Origin of the sequence: Streptomyces sp. NPDC048185, assembly GCF_043202495.1 — a bacterium.
Taxonomy (GTDB): Bacteria; Actinomycetota; Actinomycetes; order Streptomycetales; family Streptomycetaceae; genus Streptomyces.
Window position 1 is genome coordinate 173402 of sequence record NZ_JBIDAN010000006.1, and the last position, 17150, is coordinate 190551.

General features: G+C 71.6%; 15 protein-coding genes. 6 read left to right on the forward strand and 9 right to left on the reverse strand.

Translation table 11 applies throughout. From position 1 onward, the window contains the following. Positions 1–25: 25 nt before the first annotated feature. On the reverse strand, positions 26–2428 hold the full coding sequence (locus tag ACGF3H_RS19510) for a cation-translocating P-type ATPase (RefSeq protein ID WP_362489951.1): 2403 nt from the start codon (positions 2426–2428) through the stop codon (positions 26–28). 99 nt (positions 2429–2527) lie between these two features. Then, the gene (locus ACGF3H_RS19515; protein WP_362489953.1) at positions 2528–2815 is read right to left on the reverse strand and encodes a DUF2530 domain-containing protein; all 288 of its coding nucleotides are present in this window, start codon (positions 2813–2815) and stop codon (positions 2528–2530) included. Positions 2816–3016: 201 nt separating this feature from the next. On the opposite strand from ACGF3H_RS19515, the gene ACGF3H_RS19520 reads away from it, so the two are divergent. Beyond that, positions 3017–4474 (forward strand): NCS2 family permease, encoded by a 1458-nt coding sequence (locus ACGF3H_RS19520; RefSeq protein WP_362490063.1) that lies wholly within the window; start codon positions 3017–3019, stop codon positions 4472–4474. 10 nt (positions 4475–4484) lie between these two features. Here the strand turns inward: ACGF3H_RS19520 and ACGF3H_RS19525 are convergent, their stop codons facing one another. After that, on the reverse strand, positions 4485–4667 hold the full coding sequence (locus ACGF3H_RS19525) for a ribbon-helix-helix protein, CopG family (protein WP_362101560.1): 183 nt from the start codon (positions 4665–4667) through the stop codon (positions 4485–4487). Between the two features lie 156 nt (positions 4668–4823). Here ACGF3H_RS19525 and ACGF3H_RS19530 point away from each other — a divergent pair, with 156 nt between their 5' ends. Beyond that, positions 4824–5261 carry a MarR family transcriptional regulator gene (locus tag ACGF3H_RS19530; protein WP_362489954.1) on the forward strand — a complete coding sequence of 146 codons (438 nt, stop codon included), beginning with the start codon at positions 4824–4826 and terminating at the stop codon, positions 5259–5261. A 27-nt stretch (positions 5262–5288) separates the two neighbouring features. Beyond that, a complete protein-coding gene (locus ACGF3H_RS19535) occupies positions 5289–6662 on the forward strand; it encodes an MFS transporter (RefSeq protein ID WP_362489956.1) in 1374 nt (457 codons plus the stop codon). Between the two features lie 18 nt (positions 6663–6680). Here ACGF3H_RS19535 and ACGF3H_RS19540 read toward each other — a convergent pair whose 3' ends face one another. Continuing rightward, on the reverse strand, positions 6681–7268 hold the full coding sequence (locus ACGF3H_RS19540; protein ID WP_362489958.1) for a Uma2 family endonuclease: 588 nt from the start codon (positions 7266–7268) through the stop codon (positions 6681–6683). A gap of 116 nt (positions 7269–7384) precedes the next feature. Here ACGF3H_RS19540 and thpR point away from each other — a divergent pair, with 116 nt between their 5' ends. Continuing rightward, positions 7385–7957: an RNA 2',3'-cyclic phosphodiesterase gene (gene thpR, locus ACGF3H_RS19545; protein WP_362489960.1), complete on the forward strand. Its 573-nt coding sequence runs from the start codon at positions 7385–7387 to the stop codon at positions 7955–7957. 132 nt (positions 7958–8089) lie between these two features. Here the strand turns inward: thpR and ACGF3H_RS19550 are convergent, their stop codons facing one another. The 3 genes from ACGF3H_RS19550 to ACGF3H_RS19560 all read right to left on the reverse strand — a co-directional run bounded on the left by ACGF3H_RS19550 (position 8090) and on the right by ACGF3H_RS19560 (position 10504). Beyond that, the gene (locus ACGF3H_RS19550) at positions 8090–9082 is read right to left on the reverse strand and encodes an aldo/keto reductase (protein WP_362489961.1); all 993 of its coding nucleotides are present in this window, start codon (positions 9080–9082) and stop codon (positions 8090–8092) included. Between the two features lie 52 nt (positions 9083–9134). Then, positions 9135–9722 (reverse strand): Uma2 family endonuclease, encoded by a 588-nt coding sequence (locus tag ACGF3H_RS19555; RefSeq protein WP_362489963.1) that lies wholly within the window; start codon positions 9720–9722, stop codon positions 9135–9137. Positions 9723–9823: 101 nt separating this feature from the next. Then, positions 9824–10504 carry an SGNH/GDSL hydrolase family protein gene (locus ACGF3H_RS19560; RefSeq protein WP_362489965.1) on the reverse strand — a complete coding sequence of 227 codons (681 nt, stop codon included), beginning with the start codon at positions 10502–10504 and terminating at the stop codon, positions 9824–9826. A gap of 100 nt (positions 10505–10604) precedes the next feature. Between ACGF3H_RS19560 and ACGF3H_RS19565 the strand changes: the two genes are divergently transcribed. Further along, positions 10605–11585 (forward strand): WD40 repeat domain-containing protein, encoded by a 981-nt coding sequence (locus tag ACGF3H_RS19565; RefSeq protein ID WP_362489967.1) that lies wholly within the window; start codon positions 10605–10607, stop codon positions 11583–11585. A 113-nt stretch (positions 11586–11698) separates the two neighbouring features. On the opposite strand, the gene ACGF3H_RS19570 is transcribed toward ACGF3H_RS19565, so the two are convergent. Together ACGF3H_RS19570 and serC are read right to left on the reverse strand one after the other, a co-directional pair. Next, positions 11699–12898: a methyltransferase domain-containing protein gene (locus tag ACGF3H_RS19570; RefSeq protein ID WP_362489969.1), complete on the reverse strand. Its 1200-nt coding sequence runs from the start codon at positions 12896–12898 to the stop codon at positions 11699–11701. 127 nt (positions 12899–13025) lie between these two features. Further along, positions 13026–14144, reverse strand: coding sequence for a phosphoserine transaminase (gene serC / locus ACGF3H_RS19575; protein WP_362489970.1), 1119 nt, complete (start codon positions 14142–14144; stop codon positions 13026–13028). A 110-nt stretch (positions 14145–14254) separates the two neighbouring features. Here serC and ACGF3H_RS19580 point away from each other — a divergent pair, with 110 nt between their 5' ends. Then, positions 14255–17137 (forward strand): FAD-binding and (Fe-S)-binding domain-containing protein, encoded by a 2883-nt coding sequence (locus tag ACGF3H_RS19580; protein ID WP_362489972.1) that lies wholly within the window; start codon positions 14255–14257, stop codon positions 17135–17137. Positions 17138–17150: the final 13 nt, after the last annotated feature.

Here is a 17150-nt window from a genome sequence, read left to right on the forward strand (position 1 = left end):
AGCATCCCACGGACCGAGCGCCCCCTCACACCGGGAACCGCCGCCCCACCCATCTCCACGCCAGCTCCAAAAGACCCGCACCAACCGCCGCAATGCCGACGGCGGTCCACGGCATGGTGACCCCCACCAGCTTCAGCGCGAAGAAGTCCTGGAGCCACGGCACCGCCAGGACCACCACGAAGGCCAGTCCCATCGCCGCGACCAGCAGCACCCGCCACCAGGTGTAGGGCCGGGCGACGATCGCCAGCACCCACATGGAGACCAGGAACAGCGTCAGCGTCGCCGCGCTGGTCTCCGCGTCCAGCGCCCCGGGCCCGCTGTAGTGGTGCCGGGCGAGGAGGTACGTCGCGAAGGTCGCCGCCCCGGCCACCAGCCCGCCCGGGACGGCGTACCGCATCACCCGCCGGACGAAGTGCGGCCTGGCCCGTTCCCTGTTCGGGGCGAGGGCCAGGAAGAAGGCCGGGACGCCGATGGTGAGCGTGGACAGCAGGGTCAGGTGCCGGGGCAGGAAGGGGTACTCGACGCGCGAGCACACCACGAGGACCGCCAGCAGCACGGAGTACACCGTCTTCACCAGGAACAGGGTCGCGACGCGGGTGATGTTGCCGATGACCCGGCGGCCCTCGGCCACCACCGACGGCAGGGTGGCGAAGCTGTTGTCCAGCAGCACGATCTGCGCGACCGCCCGGGTGGCCTCGGAGCCCGAGCCCATCGCCACGCCGATGTCGGCGTCCTTCAGCGCCAGGACGTCGTTCACCCCGTCGCCGGTCATCGCGACCGTGTGCCCGCGCGACTGGAGGGCGCCCACCATGTCCCGCTTCTGCTGCGGGGTGACCCGCCCGAACACCGTGCCCGCGTCGAGTTCGGCGGCCATGGAGTCCCGCTCGGCGGGCAGCCGGCGCGCGTCGACGGTGGCGCCGGACAGCCCGAGCTTGGCGGCGACCGCGCCGACGGAGACCGCGTTGTCCCCGGAGATGACCTTGGCCCGTACGTCCTGGTCGGCGAAGTAGCGCAGGGTGTCGGCGGCGTCCGGCCGCAGCCGCTGTTCCAGGACGACCAGCGCGGCCGGCTCGGCGTCCTCGGCCGGCTCGGCGTCGTCGAGGTCCCGGGCGGCGCGGGCGAGCAGCAGCACCCGCATGCCCTGCTCGTTGAGCCGCCCGGCCTCGGCGAGGGCGGGGTCGTCCTCGGCCAGCAGCACGTCGGGTGCCCCCAGCAGCCAGGTGCCGGCGGCTCCGTCGGCCTCGGCGAAGGTGGCGCCGGCGTACTTGCGGGCGGAGGAGAAGGGCAGGGACTCGGTGCAGCGCCAGTCCCCGGCGACCTCGGCGGCCGGGAAGGCGTCGATGATCGCCTGGAGGGAGGCGTTGGGGCGCGGGTCTGAGCCGCCGAGGGCGCCGAGCACCGCGCGGACCTGGGCCTCGTCGGCGCCGCCGAGCGGGTGCAGCCCGGTGACGTCCATGCCGCCCTCGGTGAGGGTGCCGGTCTTGTCCAGGCAGACGGTGTCGACGCGGGCGAGGCCCTCGATGGCGGGCAGCTCCTGGACGAGGCACTGCTTGCGGCCGAGGCGGATCACGCCGATCGCGAAGGCGACGGAGGTGAGCAGGACCAGCCCCTCGGGGACCATGGGCACGATGCCGCCGACGGTGCGCGCGACGGAGTCCTTGAAGGCGTCGTCCTTGGTGAGCAGCTGGCTGACGATCAGGCCGATCGCGGTCGGGACCATCATCCACGTGACGTACTTCAGGATCGTGGAGATGCCGGAGCGCAGCTCGGACTGGACGAGGGTGAAGCGGGACGCCTCCTCGGCGAGCTGGGCGGCGTAGGCCTCGCGGCCCACCTTGGTCGCCCGGAAGGCGCCGCCGCCCGCGACGACGAAGCTGCCGGACAGCACCTGGTCCCCGGGCCGTTTGACGACCGGGTCGGCCTCACCTGTCAGCAGCGACTCGTCGATCTCGAGTCCGTCGGCCTCGACGCACACCCCGTCGACCACGGCCTTGTCCCCGGGGCCGATCTCGATGACGTCGTCCAGCACGATCTGCGAGGTGCTGAGCTCGGTGCTCTTCCCGTCCCGGCGCACGGCCGGCCTGACCTCGCCGATCAGGGCCAGGGAGTCGAGGGTCTTCTTCGCCCGCCACTCCTGGACGATGCCGATGCCGGTGTTCGCGAGGATCACGAAGCCGAAGAGGCTGTCCTGGATCGGCGCCACGATCAGCATGATCACCCACAGCACGCCGATGATCGCGTTGAAGCGCGTGAAGACGTTGGCGCGGACGATCTCGCCGAGCGAGCGGCTGCTGCGCACCGGTACGTCGTTGACCTGTCCGCGCGCGACCCGTTCGGCGACCTCCCCGGCGGTCAGCCCCGTCTCCGGCGACGGCAGGGGGAGGGGATGCGCCGGATCGAGTGCGGAGCCCGCGTCGATATGCGTCATGCATTCGACGGTACGTGCGGTTTTACGGCTTCACCCGCTGGATGTGCGGAAGATCCGACCTGGGTACGAGGAGGTCCGGCGCCGAGTGCTGCCCCGGTACTACGCGGTGGGGCGGGCCTCCGGGGCCGCGTCGTTCCGCCGGGCCTCGGCGTCCCGCTTGATCGCGGCGTCGCGCCTGCGGACGTACCAGATGCCGATCAGGCCGAGGCCGCCGCCCGCCAGGCAGGTCCACACCCACCAGGCGTGTCCGTGGTCGTCGAACCAGCCGTAGAAGGGCAGCTGGGCCAGGAAGAGGACGAACCAGAGGATGGTGCCGCCGGTGATGGTCGCGACCACGGGGCCCTCCAGGGGCTCCGGCGCCTCGTGCGTAGGTGTCCACTTCGCCATGCGTACAGCTTACGAGGGTGTCGCCCGTACCCCCGCGGGACCGCGTCCGGGCGGCCGACGAGCCACGCCGCACGGGTCTACGCGCGGAGATAGCGATCTGTGGCTCATACGTTCATACTGAACCCGTTTGTCTCTGACCGCTTTCATTCGTAGAAAACACCAACAAGGCCGTGGGGGAACCTGTTGGTGATGAGGTCTCGCATGTCCGCCTCGGCTGCTGCCAAGGTCCCCCCGTCCCCCGAGTCGCCCGAAGACCGGCGGCCCCCGCAGAACGCCCTCGACCGCTACTTCAGGATCTCCGAGCGCGGCAGCTCGCTGCCCCGCGAGATCCGCGGCGGTCTCGCGACCTTCTTCGCGATGGCCTACATCATCGTGCTGAACCCGATCATCCTGGGCAGCGCGAAGGACATGTACGGCCACCAGCTCGACAACGGTCAGCTGGTCACCGCGACCGCGCTGACGGCGGCGTTCACCACGCTCCTGATGGGCGTGATCGGCAACGTCCCGATCGCGCTCGCGGCCGGTCTCGGCGTGAACTCCGTCGTCGCCCTCCAGCTCGCCCCGCGGATGTCCTGGCCGGACGCCATGGGCATGGTGGTGCTGGCCGGCTTCGTGGTCATGCTGCTGGTCGCCACCGGTCTGCGCGAGCGCGTGATGAACGCCGTGCCCTTCGGGCTGCGCAAGGCCATCGCCATCGGTATCGGCCTGTTCATCATGCTCATCGGTCTCGTCGACTCCGGGTTCGTCACCCGGATGCCGGACGCCGCCCAGACCACCGTCCCGCTCCAGCTGGGCACCGGCGGCCACCTGCTCGGCTGGCCCGTCCTGGTCTTCGTCCTCGGTGTGCTGCTCACGCTGGCGCTGATCGTCCGCAAGACCCCCGGCGCCATCCTGATCTCCATCGTCGTGATGACCGCCGTCGCGATGATCATCAACGCCGTCGCCGACGTCCCGTCCTGGGGCCTGACCACCCCCGAGTGGCCCGGCAACCCGGTCTCCACGCCGGACTTCGGGCTGGTCGGTCAGGTCAGCCTGTTCGGCGGGTTCGACAAGGTCGGCGTCCTGACCGGCGTCCTCTTCGTCTTCACCGTCCTGCTGTCCTGCTTCTTCGACGCCATGGGCACGATCATGGCGGTCAGCGACGAGGCCAAGCTGACCGACGCCAAGGGCCAGATGCCGGGCATCAACAAGGTCCTGTTCGTGGACGGCGTCGCGGTCGCCGCGGGCGGCGCCAGCTCCGCCTCGGCCACGACCTGCTTCGTGGAGTCCACGGCCGGCGTCGGCGAGGGTGCCCGTACCGGCTTCGCCAACATCGTCAGCGGCGGGCTGTTCGCCCTGGCCCTCTTCCTCACGCCGGTCGCCACGATGGTCCCGTCGCAGGCGGCCACCCCGGCACTGGTCGCGGTGGGCTTCCTGATCCTGGCCGGTTCGATCAAGGAGATCGACTGGAGCGACTTCACGGTCGCCGTCCCGGCCTTCGTGACGATGCTGATGATGCCGTTCACGTACTCGATCACCAACGGCATCGGCATGGGCTTCATCACCTTCACGGTGCTGCGCCTGGCGGTCGGCCGGGGCCGGGACGTGCCGGTGGCGATGTACGCGGTCTCGGCGGTCTTCGCCTTCTACTACCTGATGCCGGCCCTGGGCCTGACCTGATCCAGCGGGGTCACGGCACCCCGTAGAAGCGTTCCGTCTCCTCGACGGCGGACTGGAACCGCTCGTCGAAGTCATCGCGAATGAGCGTCCGGACGACATAGTCCTGGACGCTCATTCCTCTTTTCGCCGCATGGTGCCGGAGCCGTTCGAGCAGCTCCCCGTCCATCCGCAGGCTGAGCACGCTGGTCCCCATGCGCACGAGGGTCGCCCCCGCCGACCGGGTGATGCTCCGGTTTCCGGAAACAGCTCACTCGTACGGGTGAAGCTGGGGTTTCAGTGGCAAGAGTCACGGGCAGTCGGCGGGACGAGCATTGGTATTTCGCGAGCCTAATGAGTTAGTCTAAGGAACATGCCGGACCTCAAGCATGGCGACGATGCTGCCGCCGTGAACTCCCTGCGCTCCGCCGTGATGCGGCTGTCCCGTCGGCTCAAGCACCAGAGGGTCGACGAGTCGCTCAGCCCCACCGAGATGTCGGTGCTCGGCACCCTGTCCAACTGCGGCCGGGCGACCCCGGGCGAGCTCGCCCGCAAGGAGCACGTCCAGCCGCCCTCGATGACCCGCATCGTGGCGCTCCTGGAGGCCAAGGGACTGGTCCGGCTGGAGCCGCACCCCGAGGACCGGCGGCAGAAGGTCGTGACGCCGACCGAGCAGGCCGTGGTGATGCTCGAGGAGAGCCGCCGCAAGCGCAACGCGTTCCTGGCCGCGCTGGTCGACGGGCTCGACGACGAGGAGTGGGCGAAGCTGCGCGCAGCAGCCCCCGTGCTGGAGAAGCTCGCACACCTGTAAGCAGTATTCGCGAGGAGGCGAACCCTTTTGAGTACGGGACCCGGAGCAGCTTCCGTCCCCGCACCTGACCACGACGACTCCCTGTCCAAGACGGCCAAGTCCCCTCACGCCCCGCGCAAGACGTCCATGTTCGCCTCCCTGAAGGTCAGGAACTACCGCCTGTTCTTCCTGGGCCAGGTCGTCTCCAACATCGGCACCTGGATGCAGCGCATCGCCCAGGACTGGCTGGTGCTCAGCCTCACCGGCTCCTCCGCGGCCGTCGGCATCACGACGGCCCTGCAGTTCCTGCCGATGCTGCTCTTCGGTCTCTACGGCGGCGTCCTCGTCGACCGGCTGCGCAAGCGGCCCACGCTGCTGGTCACCCAGTCCGCGATGGCCCTGACCGCGCTCGCCCTCGCCGCGCTCACCCTGACCGGCTCCGTGCAGGTCTGGCACGTCTACGTCGCCGCCTTCGCGATGGGCCTGGCCACCGTCATGGACAACCCGGCCCGGCAGTCCTTCGTCTCCGAGCTGGTCGGACGCGACCAGCTGCAGAACGCGGTCAGCCTGAACTCGGCCAACTTCCAGTCCGCCCGCCTGGTCGGCCCCGCCGTCGCCGGCCTGATGATCACCGGCGTGGGCACCGGCTGGGCGTTCCTCGCCAACGGCCTGTCCTTCGTGGCGCCGCTGAGCTGCCTGCTGCTGATGCGCGCCCGCGAGCTGCACGTCGTCCAGCGCGCCCCGCGCGGCAAGGGCCAGCTCCGCGAGGGCCTGCACTACGTCGCCGGGCGTCCCGAGCTGATCTGGACCATCGTCCTGGTCGGCTTCATCGGCACCTTCGGCTTCAACTTCCCGGTGTTCCTGTCCGCCTTCGCCGACGACGTCTTCCACGCGGGCGCCGGCGAGTACAGCCTCTTCAACACGCTCATGGCCGTCGGCTCCCTGGCCGGTGCGCTCCTCGCCGCCCGGCGCGGCACGGCCCGGCTGCGGGTCCTGATCGCGGCGGCCCTCGGCTTCGGGCTGCTGGAGATCGTCGCCGCGACGGCACCGGCGCTGTGGCTGTTCGCCCTGCTGATGGTCCCGATCGGCGTCTTCAGCATGACGGTCAACGTCACCGCCAACACCAGCATCCAGATGTCCACCGACCCGGCCATGCGGGGCCGCGTGATGGCCCTGTACATGATGGTCTTCCTCGGTGGGTCCCCGGTCGGCGCCCCGATCGTCGGCTGGGTCACCGACACCTACGGCGCCCGGGTCGGCTTCGCCGCGGGCGGCGCCGTCGCGGCCACGGCGGCGGCCGTGGTCGGCCTGGTCCTGGCCCGCGTCGGCAACCTGCGCCTGTCGGTCGGCTGGCACCGGGGGCACCCGCAGGTGCGCTTCGTGCCGCGGGAGCGCCGGGAGGAGCTGGCGCCGGCGGCGTAGACGGGGGCCGGCGCAGGGTCAGTCGCGGGGGAAGTCGTCGGTCTTGAGGGCGAGACCGACGACGGTGCCGGTCAGGTCGACGTCCTCGCCGAAGCCGAAGCTGACGGAGCCGTGGTACTCGCCGTCCTTGGGCAGGGTGTGGAGGTGCCACTCGCCGGTGTACGGGTCGACGATCAGGTACACCGGGACGCCGGCGGCGGCGTAGGTGTCCTTCTTGGGGCCGTAGTCGTTGGCGGCGGTGTCCTTGGAGATGACCTCGGCGACGAATTCGACGTCCTGATAGCGCCAGTGGCCCTTGCCGTCCTTCACCGAGCGTTCGGCGATGGCCGCGACGTCGCAGGCGAATCCGTTGAGCCGCCCGGGGAAGTCGATCCGCACGTCAGAGGCCAGTTGCTTGCGTGTGTACGTGACGCGCAGTTGCTCAAGAATGTCGAAGATGATCTCGAAGTGATGGTGCCGCTGCGGCGACATGAAGACGTGCCCCCCGACGATCTCGGTCTTGTATCCCTCGGGGACGGGCAACTTCTCGAGCCACTCGAACATGACGTCCAGAGTCAGCTCGGTGCTCTCCTCGGCCATCTCGATCCTGTCGTCAAGGACGGTCATCGTGGCGCTCCTCCCCGGCTGCCCCCGACGCGAGTGCAGCCGCGCGGTACAACGATACGCACGGTGACCGGGGCACGCGCGGACGTACGCGTGTTCTCCGGGGGAGACTGACCGGCATGAGACTCTTCGCCGCCGTGCTGCCCCCCGAGGACGTCACCGCTTCCCTGGCCACCGAGGTGGCCGCGCTGAGGCGCCTGCCCGGCGCCGACGGGCTGCGCTGGACCGGGCGCCCGGGATGGCACTTCACGCTGGCCTTCTACGGCGAGGTCGACACCGACGTCGTGCCGGACCTGTCGGCCCGCCTGGAGCGAGCCGCGCACCGTACCGCGCCCTTCGAGCTGGCGTTGCGCGGCGGCGGCCAGTTCGGGCACGGGCGGGCCCTGTGGGCGGGCGCGGACGGTGAGCTCGCGACGCTGCGGCTGCTCGCCGACCGCGCGGAGTCGGCCGGGCGCAGGGCGGGCGTCGAGATGGGCGAGCACCGGCGCTACCATCCCCACCTCACCGTGGCCCGCGGCCGGGAGGCGTTCGACGTGGCACCGTACGTCGACGCGCTGGACGGATTCACCAGCCGCACCTGGACCGTGACGGACCTGGCGCTGGTGCGCAGCAACCTGCCGAGGTCCGGGGTGCCGGGAGAGCAGCCCCGTTACGAGACGGTCGCCCGCAGCCCGCTCGGTGCGGCCGGTTAGGCTCGGGGGCGTGGACCCGAAGACCCGTAACCGGATCATGGCCGGTGTGCTCGTGCTGATGCTCGTCGTCGTGGCGGTGGCGGCGGCGCTCGGTTAGCCGAGGGCCGCCGCCACCTCCGAGCCCCGCGCGCCCTACCAGGCGAAGGCCTCCGGAGAGGGCCCCGGCCCCGGGAAGATCTCGTCCAGTCCGGCCAGCAGCTCGTCGGACAGCTCCAGCTCCACGGCCCGCAGCGCCGACGCCAGCTGCTCGGCGGTCCGCGGACCCACGATGGGGCCGGTCACGCCGGGCCGGGTCAGCAGCCAGGCCAGCGCGGCCTCGCCGGGTTCGACGCCGTGCTTGTCGAGCAGGTCCTCGTAGGCCTGGATCTGCGCGCGCTTCGCGGGGGCGGCCAGGGTGTCGGCGGCCCGCCCGGAGGCCCTGCGCCCGCCCTGGACCTCCTTCTTGATGACCCCGCCCAGCAGCCCGCCGTGCAGCGGCGACCACGGGATGACGCCGAGGCCGTAGTCCTGCGCGGCCGGGATCACCTCCATCTCGGCGCGGCGCTCGGCCAGGTTGTACAGGCACTGCTCGCTGACCAGGCCGATGGTGCCGCCGCGCCGGGCGGCGGTCTCGTTGGCCTGGGCGATCTTGTACCCGGGGAAGTTCGACGAACCGGCGTACAGCACCTTGCCCTGCTGGACCAGCGTGTCGATGGCCTGCCAGATCTCGTCGAAGCCGGTGGCGCGGTCGATGTGGTGGAACTGGTACAGGTCGATGTGGTCGGTCCGCAGCCGCTTCAGGCTGGCGTCGACGGCCCGGCGGATGTTCACGGCGGACAGCTTGTCGTGGTTGGGCCACGCGTCGCCGTCGGCGGCCATGTTGCCGTACACCTTGGTGGCGATGACGGTCTTGTCGCGCCGGTCGCCGCCCTTGGCGAACCAGTTGCCGATGATCTCCTCGGTACGGCCCTTGTTCTCGCCCCAGCCGTACACGTTGGCGGTGTCGAAGAAGTTGATGCCCGCGTCCAGCGCCGCGTCCATGATCGCGTGGCTGTCGGCCTCGTCGGTCTGCGGACCGAAGTTCATGGTGCCGAGGACGAGCCGGCTGACCTTGAGTCCTGTGCGTCCGAGCTGCGTGTACTTCATGGTCCCCAAGCCAACGACTTGGAGTGCGCTCCAGGCAAGCGGCTCGGAGCGGTCAGTCGCGGGGGAAGTCGGCGGTGGGGAGGGTGAGGCCGAGGACGGTGTCGGTGAGGTCCAGGTCCTGCCCGAAGGCGACCCGCGTCTCGGTCGTGTAGTCGCCGTCCTTGGGGTGGGTGAAGATGTGGCACCTGCCCTGGTAGGGGTCGGCGATGAGGTACAGAGGGACCTCGGCGGCGGCGTACGCATGCTTCTTGGGGCCGTAGTCGTTGGCGGCGGTGCCCTGGGAGATGACCTCGGCCACGAACTCGACGTCCTGGTGGCGCCAGTGACCCGTGTCGTCCTGCTCCGCTCCCTCGCGGAGCTTGGCCACGTCCGGGCAGAAGCCGTTCTCATGGCCGGGGAAGTCGATGCGGACGTCCGAGAAGACGGCGACGTTCATGCCGAACCGGTCCTCGATGGGCCGTACGATCCGGCGGATGATTCCCCAGTGCGTGTCCCGCTGCGGTGTCATGTGGACGTTGCCCCCGACGATCTCGACCCTGAATCCTTCGGGGACGGGCATCCGCTCCAGCCGCTCGAACCACTCGTCCAGGCGCTGGGTGTTGGCGTCGGCCATGGCGATCCTGTCGTCAAGGACGGTCATCGTGGCGCTTCTCACCGGCTGTCCCACGGGCCGGAGCAGCCGCGCGGTACAACGATACGCACGGAGGTCAGCTCACGGCAGGCCGCGCATATGCCAGCAGACTAGGACTCGCCGGAGTACGGCCCGCCCAGCCCCCACTCCTCGTGCAGCGCCTTCGCGAACGCGCCCGCGATCTTGTGCTCGCCGTCCTCGTTGGGGTGGGTGCCGTCGTACGTGTCGGTGTGGAAGTCGTACGACGCCGGCGGCGGGACGAGGAGGAGGGCGGAGCCCGGCTCGTCGAGGTCGGTGACCGTCTTGGCCAGGAGGTCGTTGAAGCGGTGGACCTGGTCGGCGAAGGGCGCGTCGGTGTCCACCCGGATGTTGTGCAGCACCGGCATCACGGCCACGCGGACGCGCGGGTTCGCCGACCGGGCGTCCGCGACGAAGGCCCGGACGTTGTCGGCGGTCTGCTCCGCGTTCGTGTAGAAGCCGAGGTCGATCAGGCCCAGCGAGACCAGGAGCACGTCCGCGCGGCAGGACCGTACCGTCTCGCCGATGACCGGCGTCATGTGGTGCCAGCCCTCGCCCCAGCCGGCCAGGTGGGCCCGGGGGAAGTCGGGGACGGCGTAGGCGTGCGAGGTCGGGGCGTCCGTCGACGGGTCGTGCAGTGTCTCGCGGGGGCCGACGAAGGTGAAGGGGCGGCCGTAGGAGTCCCGCAGGTGCTGCCACATGCGGTAGCGCCAGGTGTGTTCGCCGGCGCTCCCGATCGTCATGGAGTCACCGACGAACATGAACCTGAGCATCCGCTCATCATGGACGATCGGACTGGCCGGCGCGATGTGAGCCCGGCCACCCGGGACGACCGTCACCGTGAACCCCCGCGCGGGATGGCAGGCTTGGCGCATGCGCCGATCTTTCGCCCTCCTCGCCTCGGCCCTTCTCGTGGGCGCGTTCGCCGTGCCCGCCTCCGTCGCCGAGGGGGACGACGGGAGCGACGGGTTCACGATCAGGGACCCGCGCATCACCGAGTCCAGCGGCCTCGCCGCCTCCCGCCTCCACCCCGGCATCTACTGGACGCACAACGACCAGGACAACGGGCCCTACCTGTACGCCGTCGACGGCGCCACCGGCGAGACCGTGGCGCGCGTCGCCCTCTCCGGCGTGGGCACGCCCCGGGACGTCGAGGCGATCTCCATCGGCCCCGGCAACAAGATCTTCGTGGGCGACATCGGCGACAACCTCGGCGGCACCTGGCCGTACGTGTGGATCTACGAGCTGCCCGAGCCGAAGGAACTGAAGGACCAGACGGTCAAGGCCACGCAGTACGTCGTGAAGTACGCGGACGGCGCCCGCGACGCCGAGTCGATGGTCGTCCACCCGAAGACCGGCCGGGTCTACATCATCGACAAGAACGAGGACGGCGGGCACCTGTACGAGGGCCCGGCGACGCTGTCCTCCTCCGGCACCAACGTCTTCCGGCCCACCGTCCCCGTCGATCTCTGGGCCACCGACGCCGCGTTCTCCCCGGACGGTGAGCAGCTCGCCGTGCGCGGCTACCTCGGCGGCATCTGGTACGCGTGGAACGACGGCAAGATCCAGCGCAAGGGCCGGATCAGCGTGCCCCTGGGACAGGGGGAGTCGGCCACGTACACGGCCGACGGCAAGAAGCTGCTGCTCGGTATGGAGGGGGCGAACAGCCCGGTGAAGGCGGAGGACGCGCCCGGAGGCTCGTCGGGCGGCGACGGCGCCTCGTCCGACGGCGGCGGGTCCGAGGCCTCCGGCGAGGACGGGGCCGGTGGCAACACGCTCAAGGTCGGCGCGGTCGGCCTGATCGTGGCGTGCGCGGCGCTGTTCGGGATGCGCCGGCTGTTCCGGCGCCGCTGATTCCGCAGGGCCCTCGTGCGGCTGAGCCGGTAGGGCCGGCCGGAGCGGCCGGCCCGGGGCCACGAGGAGGCGGGGACGGCGGTCGCCGGTGGGTGTGCGCGGGCCCGCCCGGGTCAGGCCGGGCGGTGCGCGACCGCCTTGAAGAACGTGTAGCAGAACACTCCGTCGGGTTCGGCGGTGCGTCGCAGCGCGGCGATGCCCGCGTCGAAGGTGCCCGGGTCGATCAGCCCCGCCGCGACCGCGGGCTCCCGGACACCGGAGATCATCGCGGTGAAGGTGCGTCTGGTGAAGCTCTCGGCCAGGTCCGGCCGGCTGCCGTCGACGTAGACGGTGCGCGGGCCGACGGCGATGTCCGACCACCCCGCTCCGTGCAGCAGGGGGAAGAGCCGACGGCCTATGAGGGCGTCACCGCCGGCGTGCCGCTGCAGGGTCACCTGGCACGCGATGGCCGCACGCGCGGCTTCGTCGTCCGGATGGAAATAGGTGGAGCCGTGGTCCCCCTCGACGACGGTGATCGTGCCACCCGGCCGGACCAGGCGCCGCAGCCGTCGCAGCGCGTCGGCCGGATCGGGCAGGTGCTCGAGCAGGAAGCACACGAAGACGTGGTCGAAGGAACCGTCGCCGAATCCGCCCTCCCGCTCGGGAAGGGCGAACACGTCCTTCTCGACGAACTCGACATTCGTCAGCCCCGCCGCGGCGACGCGACGCGAGGCCGTCGCGAGCGACTCGGGGGCGACGTCCGCCGACACGAAGTGCGTGTGGGGGCTGCGGGACGCCAGGGCGGTGGTCTGCGCACCCACACCGCACCCCATCTCCAGGACCCGTTGGCCGGGCTCGAAGCGGGTGTCGCCGTGCAGCAACTCGACCAGCGCGTCGGCCTGGTCCGCGAGCCGGGTGCTCTCCTCGGACCGGTAGCCGTGCACGTACTGCTCGAACATGGTCATGGTCTCGATCACCTTCATCAACTGGTCCGGTTCCGGACTCTCCAGCGCGGCCACGAGCCGGTCCCGGAGGCGGCTCCGCCGTCCGAGGTCCTCCTCGACGTCGCCGAGGTGGGCGCGCAACGTCGCCGCCGGGTCCGGATCCTCGTGGTCCAGCAGAGCGGCGATCCGCCGGAGCCCCAGGCCGGTCCGGCGCAGGGCCATCGCCCGGTAGAGACGGGTGACGTGCGCGGGTCCGTAACGGCGGTGGCCGCTCGACGTCCGCGCGGGAGACACCACGCCCAACGCGTCCCAGTGCCGCAACACCCGCACCGACACCCCGGACGCCAGCGCCAGTTCGCCCACCGTCCACCACGTCCCGTCGTCGCCCACAGCCACAACGCTAGGTCCTCACACGGTGTCAGCTTCAAGCCCGGGAAGTTCCCGCGGGCATCACACACACGGAGGGCGCCCGGCGGTGATCCGCGGGGCGCCCTCCGTCGTCGTACGGGAGAAACGACTACAGCTTCTCGATCACGTAGTCGATGCACTTGGTCAGCGCCTCGACGTCCGCCGGGTCGATCGCCGGGAACATGGCGACGCGCAGCTGGTTGCGGCCGAGCTTGCGGTACGGCTCGGTGTCGACGATGCCGTTGGCGCGCAGCACCTTGGCGACGGCGGCGGCGTCGATGTCGTCGGAGAAGTCGACGGTGCCGATGACCTGCGACCGCTTCGCCGGGTCGGTGACGAACGGCGTCGCGAACTTCACGTCCTCCGCCCAGCCGTACAGCGTGCGCGCGGAGGTCGCGGTGCGGCGGACGGTGAAGTCCAGGCCGCCCTGGCCGTTCATCCACTCCAGCTGCTCGTTGAGCAGGAACAGGGTGGCCAGCGCCGGGGTGTTGTAGGTCTGGTTCTTGCGGGAGTTGTCGATCGCCGTCGGCAGCGAGAAGAACTCCGGGACGTGCCGGCCGGAGGCGTGGATCCGCTCGGCGCGCTCGATCGCGGCCGGGGAGAAGACGCCGATCCACAGGCCGCCGTCGGAGGCGAAGGACTTCTGCGGGGCGAAGTAGTAGACGTCGGTCTCGGCGATGTCGACGGGCAGGCCGCCGGCACCCGAGGTGGCGTCGACCAGCACGAGGGAGCCCTCGTCGGCGCCGGCGACACGCTTGATCGGCATGGCGACGCCGGTCGAGGTCTCGTTGTGGGTGAACGCGTACACGTCCACGCCGGCCTCGGCCCGCGCCTCGGGGTGGGTGCCCGGGTCGGCGGAGACGACCGTCGGCTCGGCCAGCCAGGGGGCGAGCTTGGCCGCCTTGGCGAACTTGGAGGAGAACTCGCCGAAGGTGAGGTGCTGCGACTTGTTCTCGATCAGGCCGTGCGTCGCGACGTCCCAGAACGCCGTCGAGCCACCGTTGCCGAGGATCACCTCGTAACCGTCGGGGAGCTGGAACAGCTCGCGGATGCCCTCACGGACCTTGCCGACCAGGTTCTTGACCGGGGCCTGGCGGTGGGAGGTCCCGAGCAGGGACGTACCGGTGGCGGCCAGCGCGTCCAGCGCCTCCACCCGCACCTTGGAGGGACCCGCGCCGAATCGACCGTCCGCGGGCTTGATGTCAGCAGGAATCTGGATCTCAGCCACGAGCCGGAGGCTACCCCCTGGGCGAAACCGGACGGTGACATGTCCGTCCGATGAGACGAGATCTCCGCCTTGCGGACCTGTACCGACCTACGAGAAGCCATCCTGGACGCATGACCGATCTGGAGGCAGCACTGCGCGGGGCCGTCCGGGGCGAGGTCGGATTCGACGTCACCTCCCGGGCGCTGACCACCATGGACGCGTCCAACTACCGTCGTGTGCCGCTCGGTGTGGTGGCACCGTGGGACGCCGACGACGTCGCGGCCGTGCTGGAGGTGTGCCGGGAGCGCGGCGTGCCGGTCGTGGCGCGCGGCGGGGGCACGTCGATCGCCGGGCAGGCGACGGGGACGGGCGTCGTGCTCGACTTCACCCGGCACATGAACCGGCTGGTCTCGGTCGACCCGGAGACGCGCACGGCCGTCGTCCAGCCCGGCCTGGTCCTCGACCGGCTCCAGGAGGCCGCCGCCCCGCACGGCCTGCGCTTCGGCCCCGATCCGTCGACCCACAGCCGCTGCACGCTCGGCGGGATGATCGGCAACAACGCGTGCGGCTCCCACTCGGTGGCCTGGGGCACGACGGCGGACAGCGTGCGCGAGCTGACCGTGCTCACCGCACGCGGACGCCGGCTGCGCCTCGGGCGGGACTGGGCCGGGGCCCCGGAGGGCCTGCGCGAGCTGGTCGACGGCGACCTGGCGCGGCTGCGCACCGGCTTCCCCGCCCTGCCCCGCCGTATCTCCGGCTACGCGCTGGACGCGCTGCTCCCGGAGCGCGGCGCGGACGTGGCCCGCTCCTTCTGCGGCTCGGAGGGCACGCTGGGCGTGCTGACCGAGGCGGTGGTGAGGCTGGTCGAGGCGCCCCGCGCGCGTGCCCTCGCGGTGCTGGGCTACGCCGACGAGTCCGGGGCGGCGGAGGCGGCGGCCGGGCTGCTGCCGCTCGGCCCGCTGACGGTGGAGGGCATGGCGGTGGATCTGGTGCCGTCCTCGGACGGGCTGCCGCGGGGCGGGGCGTGGCTGTTCGTGGAGACGGGCGGCGACACGGAGGCGGAGGCACGCGCGCGTGCGGAGGCGGTCGTGCGGGCCGCGGACGTCGTGGACGCGCTGGTGGTGACCGACCCGGCCGGGCAGCGGGCGCTGTGGCGGATCAGGGAGGACGCGAGCGGCACGGCGACGCGGATGCCCGCGGGCACCTCCGGGACGGGGGCCGGGGGAGGGGCGGAGGCGTGGCCGGGGTGGGAGGACTGCGCGGTGCCGCCGGCACGGCTGGGCGCCTATCTGCGGGACTTCCGGGCGTTGCTGACGTCCCACGGCCTGCGGGGCACGCCGTACGGCCACTTCGGGGACGGCTGCATCCACGTACGCATCGACTTCGACCTGCTGTCGGAGGCGGGCGTGGCCCGTTTCCGCCGCTTCTCGCAGGAGCTGGCGGACGTGGTCGTGGCGCACGGGGGCTCGCTGTCCGGGGAGCACGGGGACGGGCAGGCGCGGGCGGAGCTGCTGCCGCGGATGTACGGCGAGGAGACGGTGGCCCTCTTCGAGCGGGCCAAGGGCGTCTGGGACCCGGACGACCTGCTCAACCCGGGGATGCTGGTCCGTCCGGCGCCGCTCGACGCGAACCTGCGCTTCTCCGTCCTGCCGCGCGAGCCGGTGGACGTGGTGTTCGGCTACCCGGCCGACGGCGGCGACTTCTCGGCGGCGGTGCGGCGCTGTGTCGGAGTCGCCAAGTGCCGTACGGCGTCGGTGACCGGCCCGGGGGTGATGTGCCCGTCCTTCCGTGCGACGGGGGACGAGGAGCACTCCACGCGCGGACGGGCCCGCCTGCTGCACGAGATGCTCGCCGGTGAGCTGGTGACCGACGGCTGGCGGTCGACGGAGGTACGGGACGCCCTCGACCTGTGCCTGTCCTGCAAGGGCTGCCGCTCCGACTGCCCCGTCGAGGTCGACATGGCCACGTACAAGGCGGAGTTCCTGCACCACCACTACGCGGGACGGCGCCGCCCGGCCGCCCACTACGCGATGGGGTGGCTGCCGGTGTGGCTGCGCTGGGTGGCGCGGACCCGGGCCGCTCCGGTCGTCAACGCCCTCGCCTCCGTCCGGCCGTTGGCCGCGGTGGCGAAACGGCTGGGCGGGATCGCGGCCGAGCGGGAGCTGCCGCGGCTGGCGGGGGAGACGTTCAGCGCGTGGTGGCGCGGGCGGCGTCCGGCTCCCGGGCCGTCCGGTGAGCTGGTGGTGCTGTGGCCCGACACCTTCACCGAGCACCTGTCACCGTCCGTGGGCCGGGCGGCCGTACGGGTGCTGGAGGCGGCGGGGCTGCGGGTGGTGCTGCCGCCGACGCTGCGGGGACGGGCCGTCGGGGACGGCGCCTCGCGGTCGGCGACCGCCCTGTCGAAGGTCCGCCGGGGCCGGGTCTGCTGCGGCCTGACGTACGTCTCCACGGGCCAACTGGACCGCGCCCGCGCGGTGCTGCGCCGCACGCTGGACCTGATGGCGCCAGTGCTGGAGACGCGGGCGCCGGTCGTCGTCCTGGAACCGAGCTGTGCGGCGGCCCTGCGCACGGACCTGCCGGAACTGCTCCACGACGATCCGCGGGCGGCCCGGCTGGCCGCCCGCGTGGTGACGTTCGCGGAGGCCCTGGAGCGCCACGCCCCCGACTGGACCCCGCCCGCCGTGGACCGGCCGGTCACCGGCCAGACCCACTGCCACCAGCACGCGGTCCTGGGTGACGCGGCCGACCGCCGTCTGCGCGAGGCGGCGGGCCTGACCGGTGAGCTGAGCGGCGGCTGCTGCGGCCTCGCGGGCAACTTCGGTTTCGAGGACGGCCACTACGAGGTCTCGGCCGCCTGCGCCGAGGACCGGCTGCTGCCGGCGGTGCGCGAGGCACCGGACGGCGCGGTGGTTCTGGCGGACGGTTTCTCGTGCCGGACCCAGCTGGAGCAGCTGGCGGGGGTGCGGGGGCGGCACCTGGCGGAGGTGCTGGCGGAGGGGTTGGCGCGCGAGTGACGGTTCGGGGGCC